The organism is Nocardioides sp. AN3, from assembly GCF_054653495.1.
The window spans coordinates 223,439-248,072 of record NZ_BAAIGC010000001.1; the positions used below are offsets into that span (position 1 = coordinate 223,439).

At 71.5% G+C, this 24,634-nt stretch carries 21 protein-coding genes; 10 read left to right on the forward strand and 11 right to left on the reverse strand.

Annotated elements, in window-relative coordinates; genetic code table 11:
* Positions 1 to 2 precede the first annotated feature (2 nt).
* Genes ACYQ1K_RS01000 through ACYQ1K_RS01010 form a run of 3 tightly spaced genes read right to left on the reverse strand, consistent with a single transcriptional unit; the run spans position 3 to position 3,900 of the window.
* The gene (locus tag ACYQ1K_RS01000) at positions 3 to 1,088 is read right to left on the reverse strand and encodes an ATP-binding protein (protein WP_459980550.1); all 1,086 of its coding nucleotides are present in this window, start codon (positions 1,086 to 1,088) and stop codon (positions 3 to 5) included.
* Positions 1,085 to 2,584, reverse strand: coding sequence for a DUF5691 domain-containing protein (locus tag ACYQ1K_RS01005; protein WP_459980552.1), 1,500 nt, complete (start codon positions 2,582 to 2,584; stop codon positions 1,085 to 1,087). Before ACYQ1K_RS01005 ends, ACYQ1K_RS01000 begins: the two co-directional genes overlap by 4 nt.
* Positions 2,584 to 3,900, reverse strand: a complete 1,317-nt coding sequence (locus tag ACYQ1K_RS01010) for an SWIM zinc finger family protein (RefSeq protein WP_459980554.1) — start codon at positions 3,898 to 3,900, stop codon at positions 2,584 to 2,586. The genes ACYQ1K_RS01005 and ACYQ1K_RS01010 overlap by 1 nt, the downstream gene beginning before the upstream one ends.
* A 70-nt stretch (positions 3,901 to 3,970) precedes the next feature.
* On the opposite strand from ACYQ1K_RS01010, the gene pyrE reads away from it, so the two are divergent.
* On the forward strand, positions 3,971 to 4,513 hold the full coding sequence (gene pyrE, locus ACYQ1K_RS01015) for an orotate phosphoribosyltransferase (RefSeq protein ID WP_459980556.1): 543 nt from the start codon (positions 3,971 to 3,973) through the stop codon (positions 4,511 to 4,513).
* Positions 4,514 to 4,590: 77 nt separating this feature from the next.
* On the opposite strand, the gene ACYQ1K_RS01020 is transcribed toward pyrE, so the two are convergent.
* Positions 4,591 to 6,135, reverse strand: a complete 1,545-nt coding sequence (locus ACYQ1K_RS01020; protein ID WP_459980558.1) for a S53 family peptidase — start codon at positions 6,133 to 6,135, stop codon at positions 4,591 to 4,593.
* A gap of 114 nt (positions 6,136 to 6,249) precedes the next feature.
* The gene (locus tag ACYQ1K_RS01025) at positions 6,250 to 6,972 is read right to left on the reverse strand and encodes a DedA family protein (RefSeq protein ID WP_459980559.1); all 723 of its coding nucleotides are present in this window, start codon (positions 6,970 to 6,972) and stop codon (positions 6,250 to 6,252) included.
* 54 nt (positions 6,973 to 7,026) lie between these two features.
* Here ACYQ1K_RS01025 and ACYQ1K_RS01030 point away from each other — a divergent pair, with 54 nt between their 5' ends.
* A complete protein-coding gene (locus ACYQ1K_RS01030) occupies positions 7,027 to 7,719 on the forward strand; it encodes a TrmH family RNA methyltransferase (RefSeq protein ID WP_459980561.1) in 693 nt (230 codons plus the stop codon).
* A gap of 206 nt (positions 7,720 to 7,925) precedes the next feature.
* Here ACYQ1K_RS01030 and ACYQ1K_RS01035 read toward each other — a convergent pair whose 3' ends face one another.
* Positions 7,926 to 8,795, reverse strand: a complete 870-nt coding sequence (locus ACYQ1K_RS01035; protein ID WP_459980562.1) for a diacylglycerol/lipid kinase family protein — start codon at positions 8,793 to 8,795, stop codon at positions 7,926 to 7,928.
* A 178-nt stretch (positions 8,796 to 8,973) separates the two neighbouring features.
* Between ACYQ1K_RS01035 and fbaA the strand changes: the two genes are divergently transcribed.
* Entirely contained in the window at positions 8,974 to 10,005 is a 1,032-nt protein-coding gene (gene fbaA, locus ACYQ1K_RS01040) for a class II fructose-bisphosphate aldolase (RefSeq protein WP_459980564.1), read from the forward strand.
* Between the two features lie 81 nt (positions 10,006 to 10,086).
* Here fbaA and ACYQ1K_RS01045 read toward each other — a convergent pair whose 3' ends face one another.
* Entirely contained in the window at positions 10,087 to 11,679 is a 1,593-nt protein-coding gene (locus ACYQ1K_RS01045; protein WP_459980566.1) for a DHA2 family efflux MFS transporter permease subunit, read from the reverse strand.
* Between the two features lie 36 nt (positions 11,680 to 11,715).
* Between ACYQ1K_RS01045 and ACYQ1K_RS01050 the strand changes: the two genes are divergently transcribed.
* Positions 11,716 to 12,132, forward strand: coding sequence for a DUF3151 domain-containing protein (locus ACYQ1K_RS01050; protein ID WP_459980567.1), 417 nt, complete (start codon positions 11,716 to 11,718; stop codon positions 12,130 to 12,132).
* Positions 12,133 to 12,248: 116 nt separating this feature from the next.
* On the opposite strand, the gene lysS is transcribed toward ACYQ1K_RS01050, so the two are convergent.
* A complete protein-coding gene (gene lysS, locus ACYQ1K_RS01055; protein ID WP_459980569.1) occupies positions 12,249 to 13,943 on the reverse strand; it encodes a lysine--tRNA ligase in 1,695 nt (564 codons plus the stop codon).
* A 105-nt stretch (positions 13,944 to 14,048) separates the two neighbouring features.
* Here lysS and ACYQ1K_RS01060 point away from each other — a divergent pair, with 105 nt between their 5' ends.
* The 6 genes from ACYQ1K_RS01060 to purB all read left to right on the forward strand — a co-directional run bounded on the left by ACYQ1K_RS01060 (position 14,049) and on the right by purB (position 22,084).
* Positions 14,049 to 15,029, forward strand: a complete 981-nt coding sequence (locus ACYQ1K_RS01060) for a LuxR C-terminal-related transcriptional regulator (protein ID WP_459980571.1) — start codon at positions 14,049 to 14,051, stop codon at positions 15,027 to 15,029.
* Positions 15,030 to 15,211: 182 nt separating this feature from the next.
* Entirely contained in the window at positions 15,212 to 16,510 is a 1,299-nt protein-coding gene (locus tag ACYQ1K_RS01065) for an adenylosuccinate synthase (RefSeq protein WP_459980573.1), read from the forward strand.
* 42 nt (positions 16,511 to 16,552) lie between these two features.
* On the forward strand, positions 16,553 to 18,418 hold the full coding sequence (locus ACYQ1K_RS01070; RefSeq protein ID WP_459980574.1) for a PAS domain S-box protein: 1,866 nt from the start codon (positions 16,553 to 16,555) through the stop codon (positions 18,416 to 18,418).
* A gap of 170 nt (positions 18,419 to 18,588) precedes the next feature.
* Positions 18,589 to 19,893 (forward strand): phosphoribosylamine--glycine ligase, encoded by a 1,305-nt coding sequence (purD, locus tag ACYQ1K_RS01075; RefSeq protein WP_459980576.1) that lies wholly within the window; start codon positions 18,589 to 18,591, stop codon positions 19,891 to 19,893.
* Between the two features lie 71 nt (positions 19,894 to 19,964).
* Complete coding sequence (locus ACYQ1K_RS01080) at positions 19,965 to 20,630, forward strand: Uma2 family endonuclease (protein ID WP_459980578.1); 666 nt, start codon at positions 19,965 to 19,967, stop codon at positions 20,628 to 20,630.
* 23 nt (positions 20,631 to 20,653) lie between these two features.
* Positions 20,654 to 22,084, forward strand: coding sequence for an adenylosuccinate lyase (gene purB, locus ACYQ1K_RS01085; protein WP_459980580.1), 1,431 nt, complete (start codon positions 20,654 to 20,656; stop codon positions 22,082 to 22,084).
* A 142-nt stretch (positions 22,085 to 22,226) separates the two neighbouring features.
* Here the strand turns inward: purB and ACYQ1K_RS01090 are convergent, their stop codons facing one another.
* The 3 genes from ACYQ1K_RS01090 to ACYQ1K_RS01100 are packed head-to-tail and all read right to left on the reverse strand — an operon-like array spanning position 22,227 to position 24,593.
* Positions 22,227 to 22,544: an antibiotic biosynthesis monooxygenase family protein gene (locus tag ACYQ1K_RS01090; RefSeq protein ID WP_459980582.1), complete on the reverse strand. Its 318-nt coding sequence runs from the start codon at positions 22,542 to 22,544 to the stop codon at positions 22,227 to 22,229.
* Between the two features lie 5 nt (positions 22,545 to 22,549).
* Positions 22,550 to 23,995 (reverse strand): MFS transporter, encoded by a 1,446-nt coding sequence (locus ACYQ1K_RS01095; RefSeq protein ID WP_459980583.1) that lies wholly within the window; start codon positions 23,993 to 23,995, stop codon positions 22,550 to 22,552.
* Positions 23,996 to 24,038: 43 nt separating this feature from the next.
* Positions 24,039 to 24,593 carry a DUF421 domain-containing protein gene (locus tag ACYQ1K_RS01100; RefSeq protein WP_459980585.1) on the reverse strand — a complete coding sequence of 185 codons (555 nt, stop codon included), beginning with the start codon at positions 24,591 to 24,593 and terminating at the stop codon, positions 24,039 to 24,041.
* Positions 24,594 to 24,634 lie beyond the last annotated feature (41 nt).

Below are 24,634 nucleotides of genomic sequence, written 5' to 3' on the forward strand. Positions count from 1 at the left end.
GCTCAGGCGAGCTCGCGGCAGGCGCGGTAGAGATCGGCCCACTCAGGCCGGTCCTTGACGACGGTCTCGAGATACTCCTGCCAGACCAGCTGGTCCTGCACGGGGTCCTTCACGATGGCGCCGGTGAGCCCCGCGGCGACGTCGGCCGCGCGCACCACGCCGTCGCCGAAGTGCGCCGCCAGTGCCACGCCGTTGGTCATCACCGAGATGGCCTCGGCGGTCGACAGGGTCGCGGACGGCGACCTGACCGTGCTGCGCTGGTTGAGCGTCATGCCGCCCCTCAGCTCGCGGAAGATGGTCACGACCCGCTCGATCTCGGAGGTGGCCGCCAGGTCGTCGGGCAGCTCGAGCGAGCGGCCGATCGAGGCGACCCTGGTGCGCACGATCTCCACCTCGTCCTCGAGCGAGTCGGGGAGGGGGAGGACCACCGTGTTGAAGCGGCGCTTGAGCGCCGAGGAGAGGTCGTTGACGCCCTTGTCGCGGTTGTTCGCGGTGGCGATGACGTTGAACCCCTGCGCGGCTTGCACCTCGTCGTCGAGCTCGGGGATGGGCAGCGTCTTCTCCGACAGGATCGAGATCAGCGCGTCCTGCACGTCGGCCGGGATGCGGGTCAGCTCCTCGATGCGGACCAGCGCCCCGGTCTCCATCGCGCGCATGACGGGACTCGGCACCAGGGCGGCGCGCGAGGGGCCCTCGGCGAGCAGGCGCGCATAGTTCCAGCCGTAGCGCAGCGACTCCTCGGGGGTGCCGGCGGTCCCCTGCACGACGAGGGTCGAGTCACCGCTGACAGCCGCGGCGAGGTGCTCGCCGACCCATGTCTTGGCGGTGCCGGGGACGCCGAGCAGGAGAAGCGCGCGATCGGTTGCGAGCGAGGCGACCGCGATCTCGATGAGGCGGCGGGAGCCGACGTACTTCGGCGTGACGACCACGCCGTCGGCCAGCGTGCCGCCCAGCAGGTAGGTCGTGACGGCCCACGGCGACAGTCGCCAGCGGGGCGGTCGGGGCCGGTCGTCGGCGTCGGCCAGCGCGGCCAGCTCGGCGGCGTACTCCTGCTCCGCGTGCTCGCGCAGGATCTGGGTGTCGGTCATCCGAAGGCCTCCGGGATCGCAGGGACGAAGCTCAGGAACTGGACGAGGTCGCCGAGCACGCGCGGCGCGTCGTCGGCCCGCGCCCACCGCTGGAGGCGCGGCAGGGCGGCCGGCGGCAGCTCCTCGGCGAGCATGGGCAGCAGGGTGCCGAGCAGGCCCGCGGGCTCCTTCTCGGCGGCGACGCGGTCGAGCACGGCCTCGGCGACCTCGGCGCTCCAGGGCCGGGGCAGCTGGGCGAGCACCTCGGGCAGCTCGTACGCCGGGATGCGCTGCTTGCGCGCCACGACGAGTGCGGCGCAGTCCTGCGGAGGAAGGAACTTCAGCAGCGCGCCGCCGCCACCCTCCGCCACCATCCCACGCAGCCAGTCGACGTCGCGGCGTGCCATCGCGGCACGCATGACACCGCCGCGCGCATCCTTGCTCGCCTCGTGGATCATCCGCCAGGTCTCGCGAGGACTGCGTCCGGTGATGTCCGTCCAGACCTCGAGCGGCGCACCGGCGGCCAGCTGCTCGAGCCAGTAGGCCCGCTCGGACTGCCGGCCGGCGGGCTTCTTGCCGAGGCCGTCGCGCACCGCGGCCGCGTCGGGACTGGTCGGCAGCTCGATCTCCAGGCTCCGGCGCAGCTTGCCCCGCATCTGGACGACCGAGCGCAGCCGTTGGGCCATGCGCTCCGCGCGTGCGGAGCCGGGGAGACGGTCGAGCAGCTTCTGTGCCACGGTGCGGACGCCGGCCGCACGGTCGTCGAGGGCGCGCTCGAGGAGCTCCTCGTCCTCGAGCGTGAGCCCGTCCTGGAGGGCGCCGAGCAGGAGGGGCCGGTCGCGGGCCGACTCGGTCGACCAGGTGGACTCGATCAGCGCTCGGGCGGCCGCAGGATGAGAGCGGCGCATCGAGGCGAGCAGGGTGAGACGCGCCGCGGTCGGCATCCGCGCCCAGTCGGCGGCTGCCTGCGGGCCTTCCTCCGTTGTCGCGTCGGCCTCGTCCGCGGCCCCGGCAGGTGTCGGCGTGTCGGCGGCATCGAGCCACGCCCAGGCGGGGTTGGCCGCCGCCAGCCACCGCCCGCGCGAGTCAGCAACGGCCGCGACGGCCGGCCTGAGCTCGGGCGACGTGGTCGCGGCGGTGAGCAGCGACGGCAGCTCCGCGTGCGGGACCCGGCGCTCTCGCTCGGCGGCGACAGCGAGCCACCGGGCGAGGGCCGCCGGAGCCAGACGGGTGCCGATCGGCGGTTGGCCGAGAAGGAGCTGGAGGAGATGGACGGCGCGGTCGGGCGCGGGCGGCCACGCGTCGGGGGGAGCGGGGGCCTCGACGTCGTACGACGACAGCGGCCGTCCGGCGCGCTGCAGCATGCCGCCCAGCGCGGCGGCGTCGAGGACGCGCTCCTCCGCGCCTGCGCCCTCGCGAGGCGCGACCGCCAGCTCGTCGGGCAGCGCGACCGGGGGCCGGCGCCCCGTGCCCAGCAGGGCCACGGTCGTGGTGTCGGTCCACCACTGGTGCCCCATCACGCCACCCCCGTCGCCGTCAGTGGGCGGAAGCCGGCCGCCTCCAGCTCTCCGAAGACCCGCGTCAGGTGGCCCCCCGTGCGCGCCAGCAGCTCCCAGGGGTCGTCGACGAGCAGGGGAACGCTCCGCCCATCGGCGTCCACGGCCAGCGCCGGTCGGTCCGGCGTGGCCGGACGCAAGGATGCCGTGACGGTGACCGGCACGCGCTGCGCCCACGGGTTGGCCGTCCATGTCGCGGCCAGCTGCTCCATCGCCGAGGTGAGAGTGATGCCGCCCGGCAGGGCCGCGCCCTGGTCGACCGCGCCCTGGTCGACTGCGATGGGCTCGCCGGCGAAGGCGGCCCGGCGCGGCCCCCGGCCGGGGTAGCGGGCGATCTCCGCCTCCAGCACGGAGCCGACCAGGTGCGCGACGGGAAGAGGTGCTCGTCCGGCCGCGAAGTCGAGCACCTGCACCGTCTCGCCCGTCTCCGTGTGGCGCAGCCAGGTGCGCTGCTGCTGGAGGCGGCCGTCGTCGGTGCGGTGGGCGCCGAGGACCTGCCAGTGCCCGCCGGTCGTCCCGCGCCCGATCACCTCCTCGCGCGACTGCGCCCAGCCCAGGAAGACACGCAGGTCGCCCCGCGTGTCGTCATCGAGGTCGTCCCAGCGACGCCAGGCCTGCGCCGCCGTCCACCATCGGCCGGTCTCGATCAGCAGGTGCTCGGTCCAGTCCGGCCGCGCGCTCACCTGGCCGCCCATCTCCCGCAGCTGGTCGGCCAGCCCGGGCAGCTGGGCATCCACCAGTCGTGCGGCCGTCGCATCCCACCATGACCACGGATGGCGACGGGCGGCCGCCAGCCCGCCGCGGACGAGGTCGGCCAGCCAGCGACCGAAGTCGTCGATCCCCGCGCTCATCGTCGCCATCCGCTCGTCGAGGCGGCGGGCTCGTGCCTCCGGATCGACCTCCTTCGGCGCAGCTGCTGCCTTCGCGGCGGCCGCCGCGGCGCGGTCGGCGCGCTCGGCGGCCCAGTCACCCGCGAAGCCGGCCGCCTCCGTCGCGTCGACGATGGCCCCGTCGGAGCGGACCCACAGCAACAGCAGCGCGAGCGCGTGCTTGCAGGGGTGCTTCCGGCTGGGGCAGCTGCAGCGGTACGCCGGCCCGGCCAGGTCGACCGACACCTGGTAGGGCACCTTGCCCGAGCCCTGACACTTGCCCCACACGAGCGTCTCGGTGCTGCCGGCGTCCGACCAGGGACCCGGCGTGGCCAGCTTGCGGGCAGCGGCCAGCGACGAGGCGTCAGGGGCGAGCCTCTCGACGGCCCCGAGGCTCCAGCGAGTCATGGTGCGCCCATCATGGCGGGCGGCTCCGACACTTCGCCGCCGAACCCCTGACTCACTACTCTTGGCGCCCGTGACCGACGCCCAGACTCCTGACGCCACCCTCGCCGCCGACATCGACGCGACCTGTCGCCTGCACGGGGAGTTCACGCTCCGGTCGGGGCAGGTGTCCGACACCTACTTCGACAAGTACCTCTTCGAGGCGCAGCCTGCGCTGCTGGACAGGGTCGCCGCCCGGATGGTCGACCTCCTGCCCGAGGGCACCGAGCTGCTCGGCGGCTTGGAGATGGGCGGCATCCCGATCGCCACCATGGTGAGCGCGAAGACGGGCATCCCGGTCATCTTCATCCGCAAGAAGGCGAAGGAGTACGGCACCGCCAAGCTCGCGGAGGGGCCGGCGTTCGACGGCAAGCGGGTCACGCTCATCGAGGACGTCATCACGTCGGGCGGCGCCGTTCGTGACGCCGTGAACGCCCTTCGTCCTGCCGGCGCCGTCATCGACACCGTCGTGTGCGCGATCGACCGGTCGCCGGAGCCCGGCGAGTCGTTGCGCGACGTCGAGCTGGAGATCCGCTCGGTGCTCACGCGTGCCGAGCTCGACGCCGTCAGCTCCTGACCGCGTCGGCTCCTGACAGCGTCGGCTCGTGAGAAGGCAGGTCCGGCGCCGGCACGCGCCGACGCCGGACCTCGTTCCTAGTGAGCGGCCAGCTGGGCGACGTACCCGGCGGCCTTCGGTGAGCCCCACCCGGTGGTGAGGTCGTAGCCGGGCGTGGTCGCCATGCCGGCGATCGGACCGGGGTGCACGCTGCCGTCGGCGGCGTACTCCCACATCTGGTTGTCGTCGAGGACGCCGCTCGCGGCCGTGCCGTAGGTGTGCGCCACGACGTCGGAGAACGCGGCTGCGCGGTCGAAGCCGCTTCCATAGATCACCGAGTTCAGGTCGCCGATCCCCGGCTTGCCGAGGGCAGCCCTGGCCTGGTTGCCGATCGCCGTGAGCGCCGCGACCTGGGGCGAGGAGGCCGAGGTGCCGCCGAAGACACCCCACGCGGGGCCACCCTTGGCCCGGGGGAAGTAGCTGTGGAACACCAGGACCCCGCCGTTGACCGCGGCGTTCCACGCGACGTCCGGGACGCCTCGGTGGTCACCGACGACGCCGGCCACGCCGTTCTGGTACGCCGGCCGCCCGTAGACGCTCGACCTGCCGCCACCGGTGCCGATCGGGCCCCACGTCTCGTTCCAGACGGCCTCGCTGCTGCCGCCCGGAGTCCAAGCCCAGTAGGCGGCGGCTCGGGAGCCGTCCGGGTTGAAGGGCACGTCGGAGGTGGGGTTCCACGTCCAGTTCGACTGGACCTGGGTGCCGCCGACGGAGGTGACGTACGGCGAGACGTTGGGATAGCTCACCGACGGGTGGTCGACTGTCGCGGTCTGGTGGTGGGCGCGCTCGACGCCGGTGCTGCCGTCGTCGCCGGAGGAGGAGAAGAACGTGTCGTGCTTGGCCTGGCCGCGGATGAAGGTCTGGTCATAGCGGGCGAAGGCGTTCTTGGCGGCGGCGGGGGAGGCGAAGGCCTCCTCGCTGGTCCCGAACGACATCGAGAAGACCGTGCCGGCCGGGTAGCGGCCGATCGCCCAGTCGAGGGCCTTCATCAGGTTGGGCAGCCCCTGCACGCCCTGCGTCTCGGCCGGGGGAGTGGCCAGGAGGACGATGTGGGCCTTCGGCGCGATCGCGTAGGCCCACTCGATGTCGAGCGTCGCCTCGTCCGCCCAACCGGCGGCGGCCGTCGGGCCGGAGGTGCCGGAGCCGTTGCCGGGCGGGTCCTTGTAGCCGGGCTGTCCGAGTGGGAAGACAGCCTCGAAGTCGGGGCTCGGACCGCCGAAGGTCTGAGCGAAGAAGGCGAGGTCCTGCGCCGCCGTCGGGCTTCCGTAGGAGTCGGCCAGCACGATCGTCTGCCCCGCGCCATCTGTCGTGTCGGCCGTGAGTGACGGGAGTCCGTAGAAGGCGCGGATGTCGTTCGGCGTGTAGCAGTGGATGGTGGTCGACACGCGGTTGTCAGGGGCAGGCCGACGGCAGGCGATCGGGTCGGTGGCACTGGCGGCGTCCGTGAAGGCGGACTCGGGTGCCTGGGCCGCGAGCGGGGTGACCGGGAGGGCCGTGACCGTGGCCGTCAGCGATGCGGTCGTGAAGGAGGTTGCCGCGAGCGCTGCCGATCCGGCAGCAGCCGCCAGCGAGAGTAAACGCATGAAGGATCCCTTCGGCGAGTTTCCGAGATGTTGAGTTGGGTCGCCCTGGTGAGGGCTGTCGCTCAACGTAAACCCGTGACTCGCCGGCCGACTAGGGCCGGATCGCCAGATACCTCAGTTTCGCGTGTGGCCGGGCTCGGAGCTCGTCTCGGCGTCGCGGGCCGTCGCGGGCTGCTCGCGGCGCTTGCGCAGCCACTCGAAGACGAGCACGAGCACCGTCAGCGCCAGCAGGCCGTAGGTGACCAGGTCGATGTACTTGCCGAGCCCCGGGAAGGACCGGCCGAGGATGTAGCCGATCAGCATCAGCGACACGACCCAGGCCACCGCACCGATGAAGCTCCAGACGAAGAAGACGTGCTTCCTCATCTGGGTCACGCCCGCGACGAGCGTGATGTAGGTGCGGACGAAGGGGACGAACCGGCCGGCGACGAGCGCGGTGTGACCGTGTCTGTCGAAGAAGTCCGAGGTCTGGTCGAGGTACTCGCGCTTGACGATCCTGCCGTTGCGCTCGTAGATCGCCGGACCGATCTTCTCGCCGATGAAGTAGCCCGTGACGTTGCCGGCGAACGCCGCGGCCGTGTAGACGACCAGGGCGAACACGAGGTCGACGAAGTGGCCCCCGGGGATGATGTCGACCTTGCCCTCGGCGATGAACAGGCCCATCGCGAAGAGCAGCGTGTCGCCCGGCAGGAACGGGAAGAGCAGGCCGCACTCGATGAAGAGGACGACGATGCCGACCCAGAACAGGGCCGCACCGAACTGGTGGAGCAGGTAGTCCGGGCTCAGCCACTGAGTCAGGTCGTGGGCGCCGATGGCCTGGACGAGAAGATCGTGCACACTCGCACCCTAGACGTCAGAGCGTGAAGATGAGATGACGACGGGAACATACGGATGAGTGAGATCGACGCGGAGACCGTCCGCGCGCCGTACGACCCGATGCCCCACGGCCCGGTGGAGGTCGGGGTGGGGCCGTGGCCGGGGGAGTGGCCCGACGACTCGCGCTATGACCCGACGCTGCTCGCGGACGGTGATCGACGCAACGTCGTCGACCGCTACCGGTACTGGTCCCTGGAGGCGATCGTCGCCGACCTCGACACCCGTCGGCACGGGTTCCACGTCGCCATCGAGAACTGGCAGCACGACTTCAACATCGGCACGATCGTGCGGACGGCCAACGCCTTCCTCGCGGCCGAGGTGCACATCGTCGGCAACCGCAGATGGAACCGCCGTGGAGCGATGGTGACCGACCGCTACCAGCACATCAGGCACCACGCGTCTGTCCCCGATCTGGCGTCCTATCTGCACAGCCTGCCCGAGGGCCCGGTGCGGCTGCTCGGCATCGACAACCTCCCCGGCGCACTGCACCTGGAGACCATGGCGGTCCCGCATGACGTCTGCTTCCTCTTCGGACAGGAGGGGCCAGGCCTGTCCGAGGCGGCGCGAGAGGTGTGTGACGGGACGTTCTCGATCGCCCAGTTCGGGTCGACCCGGTCCATCAACGCCTCGTCCGCCGCTGCGATTGCCATGCACACGTGGATCCGTGAGCACGCCGACCTGTCGTCGGACGAGGCCTGGCGCGGCTGAGGCCGATCGCCGGAGCCAGTGGGCGTGCCCGGACTCTGCTTGTCCTGAGGCCGCCCGCTGCGCCTGACCCGCCCGACACGCCGACGACGCCGGCGTGTCGCGCCGATCTGGCGCAGCGAAGGGCCGCGTGCCGGCGTCCTGGTCGAGCAGTCCGAGCGCGGCCACTGCACGGCAAGCCGAACGCCGGTCAGCGGACCGAGCGGCGATCAGCGCACCAGCGAGTACGCCGCCCGCTCGACCCGCCATCGTCGCGCATGGTGCGGCCCGGTCAGCTCTCCGTCGACGCTGCACCAGAACCTCTCGCCGGTGACCTCGACGACGCGGCCGCGGCAGGTGCTCACGTCCTCGCGAAGATGGTGGCGTCCGACGAGGAGGCCGGCTGCATAGGCGACGTAGGCCCAGCCGTGGGCCGGACGGGCGACGAGGATGTCCGCCTGTCCGTCAGTGGGGTCGGCTTCAGGCGTGAGCGCGGTGCCGCCGCCGACGTACACCCCGTTGCCGACCGCCACCTGGAGGAGTCGTCCATCGTGGACGAGGTCGCCGTCGACCGTGACGCGCACGCGGACGGTGGGGGGATCGAAGGAGGTGGAGAGCGCTCCGACGACGTACCCGAGCCGGCCCAGGCGGCTCTTCCAGCGCTCGGCCGCCCGTGCGGCGGCCGCGCCCGCTCCGGCGTGGACGCTGTTGACCACCACCCCGCCGTCGTCGTCGACCAGGAGGTCGAGCGGCTGCGCCGAGCCTGAGCGGAGCGCCTGCGCGGCCTCTGCCGGATCGAGCGGCACGCCGAGGGCGCGGGCGAAGTCGTTGCCGGTCCCGAGTGGGATCAGCCCGAGCGTGGTCGTCGCGAGCTCGCCCCGGCGGTGCAGCGCCTGGATGACGGCGTGCAGGCTCCCGTCGCCACCCGCGACGACGAGCGTCCGGCCGTCGACTCGGTCGAGCACCTCCTGAAGCTCCTCGTCCGAGCCGCTCTCCGCCCGCTCCACGTCGGCGTCCCGACCGAGCACGTCGAGGGCAGCGGTGAGGTGGGAGTCGTCCGTGTTCCCCGCCGCGGGCGAGGCCACCACCAGGTAGCGCATGCGGGCCACGTACCCAGCCGCGCGGTGGATGCCTCGCGCGCCGCCGGATCACCTGCGGCACACGTGGTCGTTCTCACGCCTCTTGGAACGTGCCAATCGAGCCCGGCGGTGACCGGGTGCGGTGCGCGGCCCTAGATTGGCCGGAGCCGACCCGCCGTCCGTGTCAGGAGACCGCCGCATGCCCATCGCCACCCCCGAGAAGTACGCCGAGATGCTGGCCACCGCCAAGGAGAAGGGCTTCGCCTTCCCCGCCATCAACGTGACGTCCTCGCAGACGCTCAACGCCGCGCTGGCCGGGTTCGCCGAGGCCGGCTCCGACGGCATCGTGCAGATCTCGACGGGCGGTGCGGAGTATCTGTCGGGACCGACCATCAAGAACATGGTCGCCGGATCCGTCGCCTTCGCGGCATACGCCGCCGAGGTGGCCAAGTCCTACCCGGTCAACATCGCGTTGCACACCGACCACTGCCCCAAGGACAAGCTGGACGGCTTCGTCCGTCCGCTGCTCGACCTCTCTGTCGAGCGCGTCGGACGCGGCGAGGCCCCGCTCTTCCAGTCGCACATGTGGGACGGCTCCGCCGTTCCGCTCGAGGAGAACCTCCAGATCGCCGAGGAGCTGCTCGAGAAGGCGGCCCGGGCGAAGGTCGTCCTCGAGATCGAGGTCGGCGTCGTCGGCGGCGAGGAGGACGGCATCGTCGGCGCGATCGACGAGAAGCTCTACTCCACCCCGGAGGACGCGGTCGCCACGGTCGAGGCGCTCGGCACCGGAGACAAGGGCGTCTACCTGACCGCTCTCACGTTCGGCAACGTGCACGGCGTCTACAAGCCGGGCAACGTCAAGCTGCGCCCCGAGATCCTGCGCGACGCCCAGGCGGCGGTCGCGGCGAAGCTCGGTCTTGCCGAGGGCTCCAAGCCGTTCAACCTGGTGTTCCACGGCGGGTCGGGGTCCTCCGCGGAGGAGATCGCCGCCGCCGTGTCGTACGGCGTGGTGAAGATGAACATCGACACCGACACGCAGTATGCCTTCACGCGGCCGGTGGCCGACCACATGTTGCGCAAGTACGACGGCGTCCTCAAGATCGACGGCGAGGTCGGCGACAAGAAGGCCTACGACCCGCGCGCGTGGGGCAAGGCTGCAGAGGCCGGGATGGCCGCGCGCGTCATCGAGGGGACCCAGCACCTCGGCTCCGCCGGACAGAGCATCGGCTGATCCATCCGCAGCAACGTCATACGCCTCGGTCGCTTCAGCGACCGAGGCGTATGACGTCCCGGGGTCAGTGGCGTTGGCGCGTCAGTGGCCGGCTGACTCTGCCGGAGCAGCCGGAGCAGCCGGAGCAGCCGGAGCAGCCGGAGTAGCCGGAGTAGCCGGAGTAGCCGGAGTAGCCGGAGCCTGAGCCGCCTCGGCGGGTGCCGCGCTGTGGCCCCCGTAGCCGGCGTGCTTGGGCGCCTCGTAGAACATGACCGCGATGAACCCGATGACGTAGAGGAACGTCGGCAGCAGCATCGAGTCCTTCATCGCATCGGAGAACAGCGACGCGACGTGCGGATCCGGGATCTTCGCCGCACCGGCGTCGCCGTGGGCGCTCGCCCCCGGCAGGAGCGCTGCCAGCCGGGCGGACATGAGGACCGCGATCGCCGCGGACCCGATCACGGAGCCGACCTGGCGGGTCGCGTTGTAGACGCCCGCTCCAGCGCCCGCGAACTGCATCGGCAGGTTGCGGGTCGCCGTGGCGGCCGTCGGCGCCCAGATGAAGGCGTTGCCGACGCCGACGATGACCATCGCGACGGCGAGCGCCCAGACCTGTGCGGCGGGGTCGATCAGGAGCGCCAGCATCAGCATGCCCACGAAGCTCGCGCCGAAGCCGAAGCCCATGATGATCCGCGGATGGACCCGGTCGGTCAGGTTGCCCACCAGCTTGGCGAGGATGATCGACATGATCGCCATCGGCACGAGCAGGAGCGCGGCCTCGGTCGGGCTGTAGCCGCGCACCGCCTGGGCGTAGAGCATCAGGGGGTAGCCGAAGGAGGCCGCGACGGCCCCCATCACCGAGATCGCGACGTTCGACACGGAGAAGTTGCGGTCGCGGAAGAGGCCGAGCGGGACCAGCGGCTCACGCTTGTTGCGCGCCTGCCAGAGGACGAAGAGCCCGAGCACGACGATGCCGCCCACGATCATCGCGATGATCCACGGAGCCCAGTGCTTGTCGTGGCCCTCCTGGATGCCGAAGGCGAGCAGGAAGAGGCCGATGCCCGAGAGGGCGACGCCGAGCCAGTCGAAGGAGTGCTCGTGGGTCGGCAAGGCGGGCACGAGCCGCCAGGCCAGCACGAAGCCGAGGATGCCGACCGGGATGTTGACGAAGAAGATCCACTCCCAGCCCAGACCGTCGGTCAGGACGCCGCCGAGGATGGGCCCCACGACCATGGCCACGCCGGCGGTGGCACCCCACACCGCCATCGCCGCGCCGCGTTGAGCGGCGGGGAAGATGCGGGTGATGATGGCCATCGTCTGCGGCGTCATCATGGACGCGCCGAGCCCCTGCACCACTCGGGCGACGATGAGCATCTCGATGGTGCTCGTCAGACCGCACCACAGCGAGGCGAGCGTGAAGACGCTCAGCCCTGCAAGGTAGAGGTACTTCGAGCCGAAGCGGTCGCCCAGACGACCGGTGATGAGCACGGGCACGGCGTAGGCCAGCATGTAGGCGCTCGAGACCCAGACGACCTGGTTGACGCTCGCGTCGAGCTTCTCGATGATCGTGGGCGTCGCCACCGTGACGATGGTCAGATCCACCAGGATCATGAAGAAGCCCAGCACCAGCGCGAACAGCGCCGGCCAGGGGCGCACGTCCGTCGGCGCCTGCTGCGGTGTCGATATCGAGGTCACCTAGGTAGTGAACACCAAGGCGGGGACAATGACGCCATGAGTATCGGCACTGACCTGATGGCGGGACCACCGCCCACCCACCTGCCCGACGACCCGGCGACCGCGGAGCTGGACGGCGGGGCTCAGCCCGTGGACGTCGTACGCCGCCATCCCGCCTCGCCCTCCGCGTGGGCCGCGCTGGCCACGGAGGCCCGCGACTCGGGAGCCACCGACGTCACGCTGTACGCCTACGCGCGGGTCGGCTACCACCGGTCCCTCGACCTGCTGCGTCGCAACGGCTGGAAGGGCCACGGCCCCGTCCCGTGGGAGCACGAGCCGAACCGTGGCTTCCTCATCTGCCTCGCGCTGCTTGCCCAGGCGGCCCGCGAGATCGGTGAGACCGACGAGTGGGACCGCTGCTCGTCATTCCTGCGCGACAGCAGCCCCACGGCGTACGACGAGCTGCTCGGCTGAGGCGCGGCCCGGGCCGGAGTCCCCGGTTCACCGGGGACTCCGGAACTTCCCAGCCGCCATGGAGCCCCTGAAGTTCCGGAGTTCCCTGGGCGATGTGACAGAAGTTGCCTCTGAGGTCAGGCCGGCGTGAGGAGCGTCCGCACCGTCTCGGGCCCGAGCGCAAGGAAGAGCGTGGGGAGCCGGGGGCCGCGGTCGGCGTCGGCGAGGAGGTTGTAGAGCAGCTTGAAGAACGCCTTCTGGTCCGCCTTCACCTCGTCGGTCGGCGCGTCGTCGAGTGCCATCCCGCGGGTCAGCTTCGGCACGCCGTAGATCACGGACGTGACCGGCTCGAGCTCGAAGGAGGCCGGCAGCGCGGTGAGCAGCGTCCGCAGCCAACCCGCCTCCTCCTCGGTGAGCGTGGCGAGCCGGGGCGACGGCGAGGTGCGCACCGTGGTCCGGTCGGTGTCCGGGACGTACTCGGTCATCCAGGTCGCGGCCTTCGAGAGCCGAGGCTCGAGGTCGGCGACGCCGTCGTGGGCGTAGCCGGACTCCGTCACGACACGCGAGATCAGCTCGGGTGAGCCGGCGGTGACGTCCGCGACGGACGAGAGCAGTCGGAACGGCACCGTCACGCGCGGCCGGGGCAGCACGCCCGCCGACGCGGTGGCCACGGCGCGCTCGTAGGCGAGCACCTGGGCATCGCGCTTGGCAGGGTCGGCGGCCTTCCTCGTCAGCGCGTCCCACTCGTCGTAGAGCCGGACGACCTCGGGCCCGAAGTCGATGTTGAAGGCCTGCTTCGGCTGCCGGCGCACATAGAGCCAGCGCAGCATCGGCGCCTCGAGCACGCGCAGCGCGTCGGCCGCGGTCGGCACGCCGCCCGCGGAGGACGACATCTTCTGCATGCCGGCGAAGCCGACGAAGGCATAGGCGACGTACGACGGCGCGCGGCCGCCGAAGATCTCCTTCACGAGCTCCTTGCCGACCGTGTAGGACGACCCGGGCGTCGAGTGGTCCAGGCCGCCCGGCTCGAAGTCCACGCCCTCGTAGGCCCACCGCATCGGCCAGTCGACCTTCCACACCAGCTTGCCCTCGTCCTGCGTCGCGAGGTTGGTGACCCCGTCGTAGGAGCAGGCGTTGCAGTGGTAGGCGAGGTCGGTCGTCTCGTCGTCGTACGACGTGATGGTGGTCGTGTCCCGGCCGCAGTCGCGGCAGTAGGGCTTGAAGGGGAACCGCCCGAGGTCTCCGGCGGCGACGTCCTCGTCCTCGGAGGTGACGGAGTCGGCGAGCGCCTCTGCCTCCTGGTCGTTCTCAGCAACGGGCGCGGCGGCCTTCGTGCGGTAGCGAGCCAGGACCGTCTCGATGCGGTCGCGGTTGCGGACGGCGTGCAGCACCTGCTCGCGGTAGGCGCCGGCGCGGTAGCGCTCGGTCTGGCTGACCGCCTCGATCTCGACCCCCATCTCGGCGAGCGCGGCCTCGAGCGGCGCCTTGTAGTGCGCGGCCCAGGAGTCGTGGCACTCCCACGGGTCGGGCACGGCGGTGAGCGGCCGGCCTATGTGCGTGGCCCACTCCGCGGGCACGCCCGCCGGCACCTTCCGGAAGCGGTCGTAGTCGTCCCAGCTGTGCAGGTGGCGGACCGCGACGCCACGCCGCCGAAGCTCCTCGGCGACGAAGTGCGGGGTGAGGAACTCGCGCAGGTTGCCCAGGTGGATCGGTCCCGACGGGCTGGCGCCCGAGGCGACGGTCACGGGATCACCCTGCGTCACCCCTGGCCCGGCGTGACGCACCGCGTCGTCGGCGGCGCGGGTGACCCAGTCGGTGGGTTCGGTGGACATGCTTCTCCTGCGCTGGTGGAGTCCGGGATCGGCGCCCCACGCTAGCGGACCGGATCGGAGCCGCACCGGGCGGCCGGGGTGGGCCAGTGGCACTAAAGTGCCACCGTGGCGACGGGCGGCGAGACACTCATGAGTGCGCTGGGGCTCGGGCGTCCCTCCGGTCGGCTCTACGAGCGGCTCGTCCACAAGTCGGGCCAGACCCTGGCCGAGCTGGCCGAGGACTTCGAGATGCCGGTCGCGACCCTGCTGACGCGGCTCCAGCCGCTCGTCGACTACGGGGTGGTGACGATCGTCGGCGACCGGGTCGACGTGATGGGGCCGGCGGAGACCGTCAGCCGTGCGATCACCGAGACGGCCGGCAGCGCGGCGCGGGCACACCAGCGGCTGCAGGACATCGCCGCGGCGCTGCCGTTCCTCGCGGGAGCCGGCGTGCGAGGTCAGGAGCGGGCTGCCGCCGAGGCGGAGCCCTTGGACGGTGAGCTCATCCTCGACAACCTCGGCCCGGACGAGCTGCGTGGCCTGATCCGGCAGACGGCCGGCGAGATCCTCCTGCTCCGGCCGGACCAATGGGCCCTTCCCTATGAGGACCAGCTGGCCGAGCCCATCGCCGAGGCGGTCGCGGCGGGCCGGCGGTGTCGGGCGATCTATCCGGTCCGGGTGCTGAGCGAGGCGCCGGCGGTGGTGCGACATCGGCTGCAGATCGGCGAGCACGTGCGCCTCCACCCTGAGCTGCCGACGAGGATGATCGTCCTGGAGGGCACCCATGTGATCGTCCCGGAGCCCCTCGGCCTCGCGTCCTCTCCACGGGTGATGGTGCGCCAGCGCGGCCTGGTCGAGCTGGCCACGCTCTACTTCGACCATGTCTGGTCGAGGTCCGCGCCGCTCGACGAGCCCGCTGCCCCCTCCGAGTCGCGGCGCTTCCTGCTCGAGCAGCTGGCCTCGGGTGCCCAGGACGAGCAGATCGCCCGCCGGCTCGGCCTGTCCCTGCGCACCGTCCGCCGTCGGGTGGCCGACCTCATGACCGAGCTCGAGGCCACCTCACGCTTCCAGGCGGGGGTGGAGGCGGCCCGTCGGGGATGGCTGTGAGTCGGCCTGTGAGCCGGCACTGCGAGTCGGCGGGTTGGCCTCAGCCGTCACGCTCCATTAACCTTTGGGCGCAAGAGCCCCGGTGTCTTGCCGGGGCTTCTTGCATGCTGAAGTGAACAATCAGGTGCGTTGAGCAGCCGCCGCGAGGCGGAGGGACTCCGTCCATCGCGAAGGAGTGAGAGATGCCCGCGATCGCCATCATCGGAGCCCAGTGGGGCGACGAGGGGAAGGGCAAGGCGACCGACCTGCTCGGCAGCTCGGTCGACTACGTCGTCAAGTTCAACGGCGGGAACAACGCCGGCCACACCGTCGTCATCACGCAGGAGGACGGCACCAGCGAGAAGTACGCCCTCCACCTGCTGCCCTCGGGCATCCTGACACCGGGCTGCACGCCCGTCATCGGCAACGGCGTCGTCATCGATCTCAGCGTCCTCTTCACCGAGATCGACGGCCTCGAGGAGCGCGGCATCGACACCTCCGCGCTGAAGGTGAGCGCGAGCGCCCACGTCATCGCCGACTACAACCGGCAGCTCGACAAGGTGACCGAGCGCTTCCTCGGCTCCCGCCGCATCGGCACGACCGGTCGCGGCATCGGCCCGACGTACGCCGACAAGATGAACCGGATCGGCATCCGCATCCAGGACCTCTTCGACGAGAAGATCCTGCACAGCAAGGTCGAGAACGCACTCGAGCTGAAGAACCAGCTGCTGACCAAGGTCTACAACCGCCGCGGGTTCACCGTCGACGCGATCGTCGAGGACCTCGTGCAGTACGCCGACCGGCTGGCGCCGTACGTCTGCGACACCGGCCTGCTGCTCCACGAGGCCTTGGAGCGCGGCGAGAACGTCCTCCTCGAGGCCGGGCAGGCGACGCTGCTCGACGTCGACCACGGCACCTACCCCTTCGTGACCTCGAGCAGCGCGACCGCTGGAGGCGCCTGCACCGGCTCCGGGATCGCGCCGTCTCGGCTGACGCAGGTGATCGGCATCGTGAAGGCCTACACCACGCGCGTCGGCGAGGGGCCGTTCCCGACCGAGCTGCACGACGAGAACGGCGAGTTCCTGCGCAAGGCGGGGTGGGAGTACGGCACCACCACCGGTCGCCCGCGGCGCTGCGGGTGGTACGACGCCGTCATCGCCCGCTACGCCGCGCGCGTCAACGGCGTCACCGACTTCGTGCTCACCAAGCTCGACGTGCTGACCGGGCTCGAGCAGGTGCCGGTCTGCGTCGCCTACGACGTCGACGGGGTGCGCCACGACGAGATGCCGGTCAACCAGACCGACTTCCACCACGCCGAGCCGATCTTCGAACAGCTCCCCGGCTGGTCCGAGGACATCTCAGGGGCGCGCACCTTCGACGAGCTGCCGGCCAACGCCCAGGCCTACGTGACGCGTGTCGAGGAGCTCTCCGGTGCCCGCATCTCCGTGATCGGGGTCGGGCCCGCCCGCGACCAGAGCATCGTGCTCCACCCCTTGGTGTAGGCAGCGCATGGGCCGCCGGGCGCGGGGTTACCGTCGGGAGTTGTGACGCACCCGAACGGGCCCGGCGGCCGGCCGACTCTGGCCATCGTCGACGACTCCGAGGACGTGCGCGCGATCGTCCGGGCGGCCCTCGAGGCGTCCGGGCTGTTCGAGGTCGTCGGGGAGGGTGCCGACGGCGCCGAGGCGATCGCACTCGCCTATCGCCTGCAGCCGGCGGTGATGCTCCTCGACACCTCGATGCCGGCGATGGACGGGCTGGAGGCGCTGCCCGCCATCCTCACCCTCTCGCCGGAGACCCAGGTGGTCATCTACACCGGCTTCGAGGAGCGTGGGCTCGCCGAGCGGGCGCAGGAGTGCGGCGCCGCCGACTTCATCGAGAAGTCCACCCCGGTCCGCGAGCTCCCCGAGCGGCTGTGGCGGGTGGTCGGCGGCCGGCCACCGGTTCCCGCGCCGCGCGGCGGCCTGCGGGTGGTCGGCACCGCGGACGGCCGACGTCAGGATGAGACCGCCGACCAGGAGGTCCTCGACGAGCACCTCGAGCGCTTCCGGGAGGTCTTCGAGCAGGCCGCCATCGGGATGGCCACCCTGACGCTCAACGGCAGCGTGGTCCGCGCCAACCGGGCGCTCGCGGGACTGATGGAGTGTGAGCCGGAGGACCTCGTCGGCGTCGACTACGGCGTGCTCATGCGCGGCCACGGCGACCTGCTCGACGACGGCCTCGCCTCGATCGTCGAGCTGGGCCAGGACCTCGTCAGCTTCGAGCACCCGATCCCGGTCGGCGACGACCCCGGCACGGTCCGCGTGACGCTCGCACCCGTGCGCGACTCCAAGGCCCAGCCGCTCTACGTCTTCGCCCAGGTCGAGGACATCAGCGCCCAGCGGCATGCCGAAGCGGAGCTGCGTCGCAGCGAGGAGCGGTTCCGGCTGCTGGTGACCACCGTTCGCGACTACGCCATCTTCATGCTCGACCCGACCGGCCACGTCATGAGCTGGAACGCCGGTGCCCGCCGGATCAAGGGCTACCCGTACCGCGAGATCATCGGGCAGCACTTCCGGGTCTTCTACCCGGAAGCCGAGCAGGCGGCCGGGCACCCGGAGCGCAACCTCGAGCTGGCGCTGCGCGACGGATCCTACTCCGAGGAGGGCTGGCGCATCCGGCGCGACGGCAGCCGGTTCTGGGCCAGCGTCGTCATCACCGCGGTGCACGACGCGAGCGGTCGCCACATCGGCTTCACGAAGGTCACCCGCGACCAGACCGAGCATCGGGAGGCCGTCGAGCAGCGGGCTCACCTGCTCGCGGTGACGGCCCACGAGCTGCGCTCGCCGACTGCTGCGGTGGAGGGCGCCGCCTTCCTGCTCACCGAGCGCTGGGACGAGCTCGAGGCCGACCAGCGCAACCGGCTCCTCGGCGCCATCTCGGCCAGCGTCCGGCGCCTGCACCGACTGGCAGCCGACCTCGGCGTCGCGTCGCGGCTGCAGTCCGACACGCTCGCGCTCCTTCCGGAGGAGCTCTCGTTGCGGTCCGTCCTCGACAGCGCGGTCGAGCGCGTGAAGGTCTCCGACCCTGCCGCCGAGATCAGCGTCACGTCCGACGAGGCGGAGTTCACCGGCGACCCCTCCCGGCTGGGCCAGGCGATCGACAACCTGCTGGACAACGCACTGCGGCACGGCCGAGGCCCGGTCCGCGTGGTCGGCACGCGCACCCCGGACGGCGTACGCATCGCCGTGTGCGACGCCGGCGGCGGCGTGCCCGACGCCCTCGCCCCGCGGCTCTTCGAGCGGTTCGCCGCCGGATCCCACGGCGGGACGGGACTCGGGCTCTACCTCGTCCGCGAGATCGCCCGGCGGCACGGTGGCGAGGCGTCGTACGAGGTGCCGGCCACCTTCGTCATCGAGCTCCCGGCCTGAGGCCGGTCGCCGGCTGAGCCGGCAGGCATGGTCGGCATCGGGCTTCCCGGCGTGGCGGGGTTTTGCCGCTCGAGCCGCTGGGCAACGGACAAGTGCTGTGCGTCCCGCCCACGGTGGGGCGTGGGACGGGGCGCACGGCGCCCCGGCGCCTGCAACTAGGGTGATCGCCCGTGAAGATCCTCGTCATCGGCTCCGGCGGGCGTGAGCACGCGCTCGCCCTCGCGCTCGCGAAGGACAGCGAGGTGTACGCCGCTCCCGGGAACCCGGGCATCGCGGCCGTGGCCACGCAGCGCGAGGTCGACATCGACGACGGCGCGGCCGTCGCGGCTATCGCGACCGAGCTCGGCGCCGACCTCGTCGTCGTCGGACCCGAGGCTCCGCTGGTGGCGGGTCTCGCCGACGTCGTGCGGGGTGCGGGCGTCCCCGTCTTCGGGCCGTCGGCTGCCGCCGCCCGGCTCGAGGGCAGCAAGGCCTTCTCCAAGGAGGTCATGGCGGCGGCCGGGGTGCCGACCGCCCGTGCGATCACCTGCACCACGTCTGACCAGGTGGCGGCCGCGCTGGACGAGCTCGGTGCGCCGTACGTCGTGAAGGACGATGCGCTCGCTGCCGGCAAGGGCGTCGTCGTCACCAACGACCGGGCCGAGGCGCTCGCGCATGCCGCCTCCTGCCTGAGCGGCCGTGGCGCGCGGGTCGTCGTGGAGGAGTTCCTGGCCGGGCCCGAGGTGTCGCTCTTCGCGGTCTGCGACGGCACGACCGCCTACCCGCTGCAGCCGGCGCAGGACTTCAAGCGGATCTACGACGGCGGCCGCGGTCCGAACACGGGCGGGATGGGCGCCTACAGTCCGCTGCCGTGGGCGCCGGCCGACCTGGCGGCTCGGGTGATGGAGACGGTCGTGCAGCCCACGCTCGACGAGATGGCGCGGCGGGGGGCGCCTTTCGTCGGGTGTCTGTACGTCGGCCTCGCCCTCACCGCCGCGGGACCGCGCGTCATCGAGTTCAACTGCCGCTTCGGGGACCCCGACATCCAGCCGGTGCTGGCGCTGCTCGACTCCTCGCTGGCCGACCTGCTGCTGGCCGCTGCCACCGGCTCGCTGGCCTCGGTCCCGGCGCCCGTCTTCGCAGACGGGGCCGCCGTCACCGTCGTGCTCGCCTCGGCCGGCTACCCGGAGTCATCGTCGAAGGGCGACGTGATCCGCGGCGTGGGTGCGGCCAACGGGGTCAACGACGTCGACGTGATCCACGCCGGGACGGCGATCGTCGACGCGCCTGAGGTCGGCGACCCCGGTCACCAGCACCTCGTCACGGCGGGCGGTCGCGTGCTCGCCGTCCGCGCCCGTGGGTACGACGTCGACGATGCGCGCGCGCGTGCGTATGCGGCCGCGGAGCTGATCTTTTTCGACGGTATGCAGCGGCGCTCAGACATCGCCGCCGAGCCGCTCGGCGTCGTGGAGGGGGCCTCCGTCCTGGGTGACTGAGCGCCGCCTCGGCGCCTGTTCCTGAGCCTGTTCCGGCCCTGTGGACGGCGCTTTGAGCCTGTTCCGGCCCTGTGGACGACCGCCGACGATCGTCGGCGGCACGTGCGAGTCTTCCCTCTTCGGGCCAGAATGGAAGGAGCGTCGATGTGTCGAGCCAAGGAGTCGTGGTGGGGACCTACACACCGGAGCCCGTCGAGGAGCCGCTCAAGCGCGTGCCCATGTCCTGGGAGGAGTTCCTGGAGCTTCCCGACCGCCCACGCCACGAGTGGGTCGACGGCGAGACGGTCTTCCTGATGTCGCCCGCACGCGTCGCCCACGGCAGGGCGGTGTATCGCCTCTGCGCGCTCCTCGTGAACGAGCTCCCGAGCTTGGACGGGATGACCGAGGTCGGTTGGAAGATGCGTCGTAGCCATCGCGTGCCGGATCTCATGCTCGTCGAGGCGCCTGCACCGGACGTCGCCTACTTGTCCGAGCCGCCGGTGGTCGTCGTCGAGGTGGTCTCGCCGAGCACCAGGCGTGAGGATCTGGTCCGGAAGAACAGGGAGTACGCCGAGGGCGGCGCCTTGCAGTACTGGGTCGTGGATCTCGACGCCAGAGCGCTGGAGGTCTACGAGAGCACCGGTGACGGCTACTGGGAGACGCGCGCGCTTGTGGAGCGGAAGACGCCAGAGGCTCGGGTGAAGGTCAGAGAGCACGGCACCGTCCACCTCCGCTTCGAGGATGTCTTCGGCGCCTGAGCCTCATGGGAGAATCGGGCACCGTGACGGTCCCCAATGTTCTCGCTGCCCGCTACGCCTCCGCCGAGCTCGTCGGCATCTGGTCCCCCGAGCACAAGATCGTGCTCGAGAGGCAGCTCTGGATCGCAGTGCTGAAGGCTCAGCGCGACCTCGGCATCGACGTTCCCGACGGCGTGATCGAGGCCTACGAGAAGGTCGCGGGCCTCGGTGAGGACGGCGTCGACCTGGCGAGCATCGCCGCCCGTGAGAAGGTCACCCGGCACGACGTGAAGGCGCGCATCGAGGAGTTCTCGGCGCTCGCCGGCCACGAGCACATCCACAAGGGCATGACGTCGCGCGACCTCACCGAGAACGTCGAGCAGCTGCAGATCCTCAGCAGCCTGCGGCTGGTCCGCGACCGCGCGGTCGCCGCGCTCGCACGCCTCGGCCGGCTCGCCGCCGAGCACGAGACGACCGTGATGGCCGGTCGTTCGCACAACGTCGCCGCCCAGGCGACGACGCTCGGCAAGCGGTTCGCCACCGTTGCCGACGAGATGCTCGTCGCGCTCGACCGAATCGAGAGCCTGCTGAGCCGCTACCCGCTGCGCGGCATCAAGGGGCCGATGGGCACCGCACAGGACATGCTCGACCTCCTCGACGGCGACGCGGACAAGCTCGCCCAGCTCGAGGATCGGGTGGCACGGCACCTCGGCTTCGAGCGGGTCCTCACGAGCGTCGGCCAGGTCTACCCGCGCTCCCTCGACCTCGACGTCGTCAGCTCGCTGGTGCAGCTGGTCGCCGGCCCGTCCAACCTGGCGACCACGATCCGGCTGATGGCGGGCAACGAGCTCGTGACCGAGGGCTTCAAGGAGGGCCAGGTCGGCTCGTCGGCCATGCCCCACAAGATGAACTCGCGCTCCGCCGAGCGCGTCAACGGTCTCTCGGTGATCCTCCGCGGCCACCTGAGCATGGTCGGCGAGCTCGCAGGTGACCAGTGGAACGAGGGCGACGTCTCCGACTCGGTCGTGCGCCGGGTGGCGTTGCCCGACGCGTTCTTCGCCGCCGACGGCCTGTTCGAGACGTTCCTGACCGTGCTCGACGAGTTCGGCGCGTTCCCCGCGGTCATCCAGCGCGAGCTCGACCGCTACCTGCCGTTCCTGGCCACCACGAAGGTGCTCATGGCCGCCGTGCGCAACGGCGTCGGGCGCGAGTCCGCGCACGAGGCGATCAAGGAGGCCGCGGTCGGCACCGCGTTGGCGATGCGCCAGGGGCAGGCCGAGAACGACGTCTTCGCCAAGCTCGCCGCCGACCCCCGGCTGGGACTCACCCAGGAGCAGCTCGACAGCCTCGTCGCCGAGCCGATCGCCTTCACCGGCGCCGCGGTGGCCCAGGTCCAGGCCGTCGTACGCCGCATCGAGGACGTCGCTGCCCAGCATCCTGAGGCTGCGGCGTACCTCCCCGGCGACATCCTCTGACGCGCCGGACGTCCTACGACGCGGCTGTTCGGACGACCACCTCGCATGACGTCCCCGGCGATCGGCCCGGCCCGACGCCAGGACGTCCTACGACGCGGCTGTTTGAACAGCCACCTCGCATGACGTCCCGGCGATCGGCCGGTCAGGCCGGCTTGACGTCCAGCACGACCTCGAACTCGAGCAGATCGGCCCCGGTGGCGACTGGGCGCCGGGGAGCCTCGCCTTCGGGCGTGGCGTGTGCGGCCCGCGCGTCGCCGTCACGCCAGGCGGCGAAGGCGTCCTCCGACTCCCAGTGCGTGACGACGAAGTAGCGGGACTCGCCGGCGGTCGGGCGCAGGAGCTGGAAGCCGAGGAACCCGGGAGACTTCTCGACGGCGCCGGCGCGCGCGGCGAAACGTGACTCGAGCTGGTCCCCGGCGCCCTCGGGGACATGGATGGCGTTGATCTTCACGATGGACATGCGGCTCAGCCTACGGAGGCGCCGCGCCGCCAGTCACGGACGGCCATCGCCAGGGCGGCGGCCAGCAGGGCCACCCCCGTGAGCAGCGCGAGCCGCAGGGCGACGCCGTTCGTGGAGTGGGCCGAGCCCACCGAGTAGACGGTCATGAGCAGGGCGGCGCCGACCGAGGCGCCGATCCGCTGCCCGGTCTGGAGGGCCCCGCCGGCGGCGCCGCCCATGCGGGGTGGCACGTCGGCGAGGGTGAGGGTCATGTTCGGTGAGACGACCGCGCCGCCACCGAGACCCGCGAGGAACAGGAATGGCACCGACGCCACCCAGATCCGACTGGGGGAGAGGGCCGGGACCAGGGCCGCCACCAGGGCGACCCCCACGAGCACGAGGAGCAGGGCGACCACGGTGATCCGGCGGCCGGCGTCGCTGACGACCCGGCCCGCGATGGGCGCGCTGATGGCAGAGCCGACGGCGAAGGGCGCGATCAGCAGCCCGGCATGCAGCGGGCCGAAGTCGAGCGCGTCCTGCAGGTAGTACGACGTCACGAGGAGCAGTCCCGTGAAGCCGGTGAAGTAGAGCGCACCGATCGCCAGCCCGCCGGCGTACCCGTGCACCTGACGCAGGAGGGTGATGTCGAGCAGCGGGGGCTTCCCGCGCTGCACCGTGCGCCGCTCCCACGAGACGAACGCCCAGCCGAGGATGGGAGTCAGCACGAGGAGCGCGAGCGACCACCGCGCCCCGCCCTCGACCCTGACGACCGGGTAGAGGACGCTGAGGACGACGAGCCCCAGCAGCAGGGCGCCCACGAGGTCGACTCGCGGGTCGTCGTCGCCGGCCGTCGCCTCACGGCCCGGGACCAGCCTGACCACGAAGACCAGGGCGACGAGCCCGATGGGGACGTTGAGCAGGAACAGGTAGCGCCAGCCGTTCTCCGCGCCGGCCAGCGCGAGGATGAGCCCTCCCAACACGGGGCCGGTCGCCGACGACACCGAGACGGTGAAGCCGAACAGGCCGAAGGCGCGTCCTCGCTCGGCTCCGTGGAAGAGCTGCTGGATGAGTCCGGAGTTCTGCGGCGTGAGCAGGCCGGCGGTCGCTCCTTGGACCAGCCGGGCGGCGATCACGAAGGCGGCGGTGGGCGCGAGACCCACCGCGGCGCTGGCGAGGATGAAGCCGCACAGGCCGATGACCATCATCCGTCGGCGACCGTAGGCGTCGCCGATGCGACCGCCGGCCACCAGGGTCAGTCCGAACGTCAGGGCGTAGCCGGAGACCACCCACTGGATCGTGCCGGTGCTCGCATGCATGCCGTGCTGCATCGACGGCACGGCGAGGTTGACGACCGAGACGTCGAGGAGCGCCATGAAGCCGATGACCAACGACACCCCGAGGATGCGCCAGCGCCGAGGGTCGGCCGACTGACCCTGCTGCGGCACGGTCTTGTCGCTCACTCGGCTGTCCATGGGTCCACTGTGTCCCCTACCGGGGTCGAGGATGTCCGCGGTCCTACGCCCCGGTTGAGGTCGCCAGTGCGTCGAGCTTGGCCTCGAGTCGTGCGATGTCGGCCTTCGTGGCCGCCTGCGCCTCCGGGCGCAGCGTCGCGATGATCGCCCCGTCGGGCTCGAGCATGAGCGACTCGATGTCCGCCACGTCGTTGGCGTTCTGCCGACGCAGCGCAGCGTCGACATCGGCCTGCCGCAGCCCTTCTGCGCGCAGCGCCCTCTGGTCGAAGCGGCCGTCGCGGGCGAGCACGGTGGGCGTGCCGACGAGCAGCGGAGCGAGCCGGTCGGAGCGCCGGATGGCGCGTACGACGAGCCCGTCGGTGACCACGAGCGTCACGGCACCGATCGCGCCGCCGATCAGGGAGTTGTCGGGGCCGATGATGGCGTTCTGCACGACGTTGGACAGCAGGAGCATGACGACCAGGTCGAAGGAGTTCAGCTGGGCCAGGTCGCGCTTGCCGACGACCCGCAGGATCACCGCGAGCAGCGCGTAGACGGCCACTGTCCGGATCAGCTTGTCGGCCAGGGGGACCTGGAGGTGCATGAGGTCGTTCCACATGCGCTCAGTGTGGGCGACCGCTCGCGGGTGCATTGTCGAGC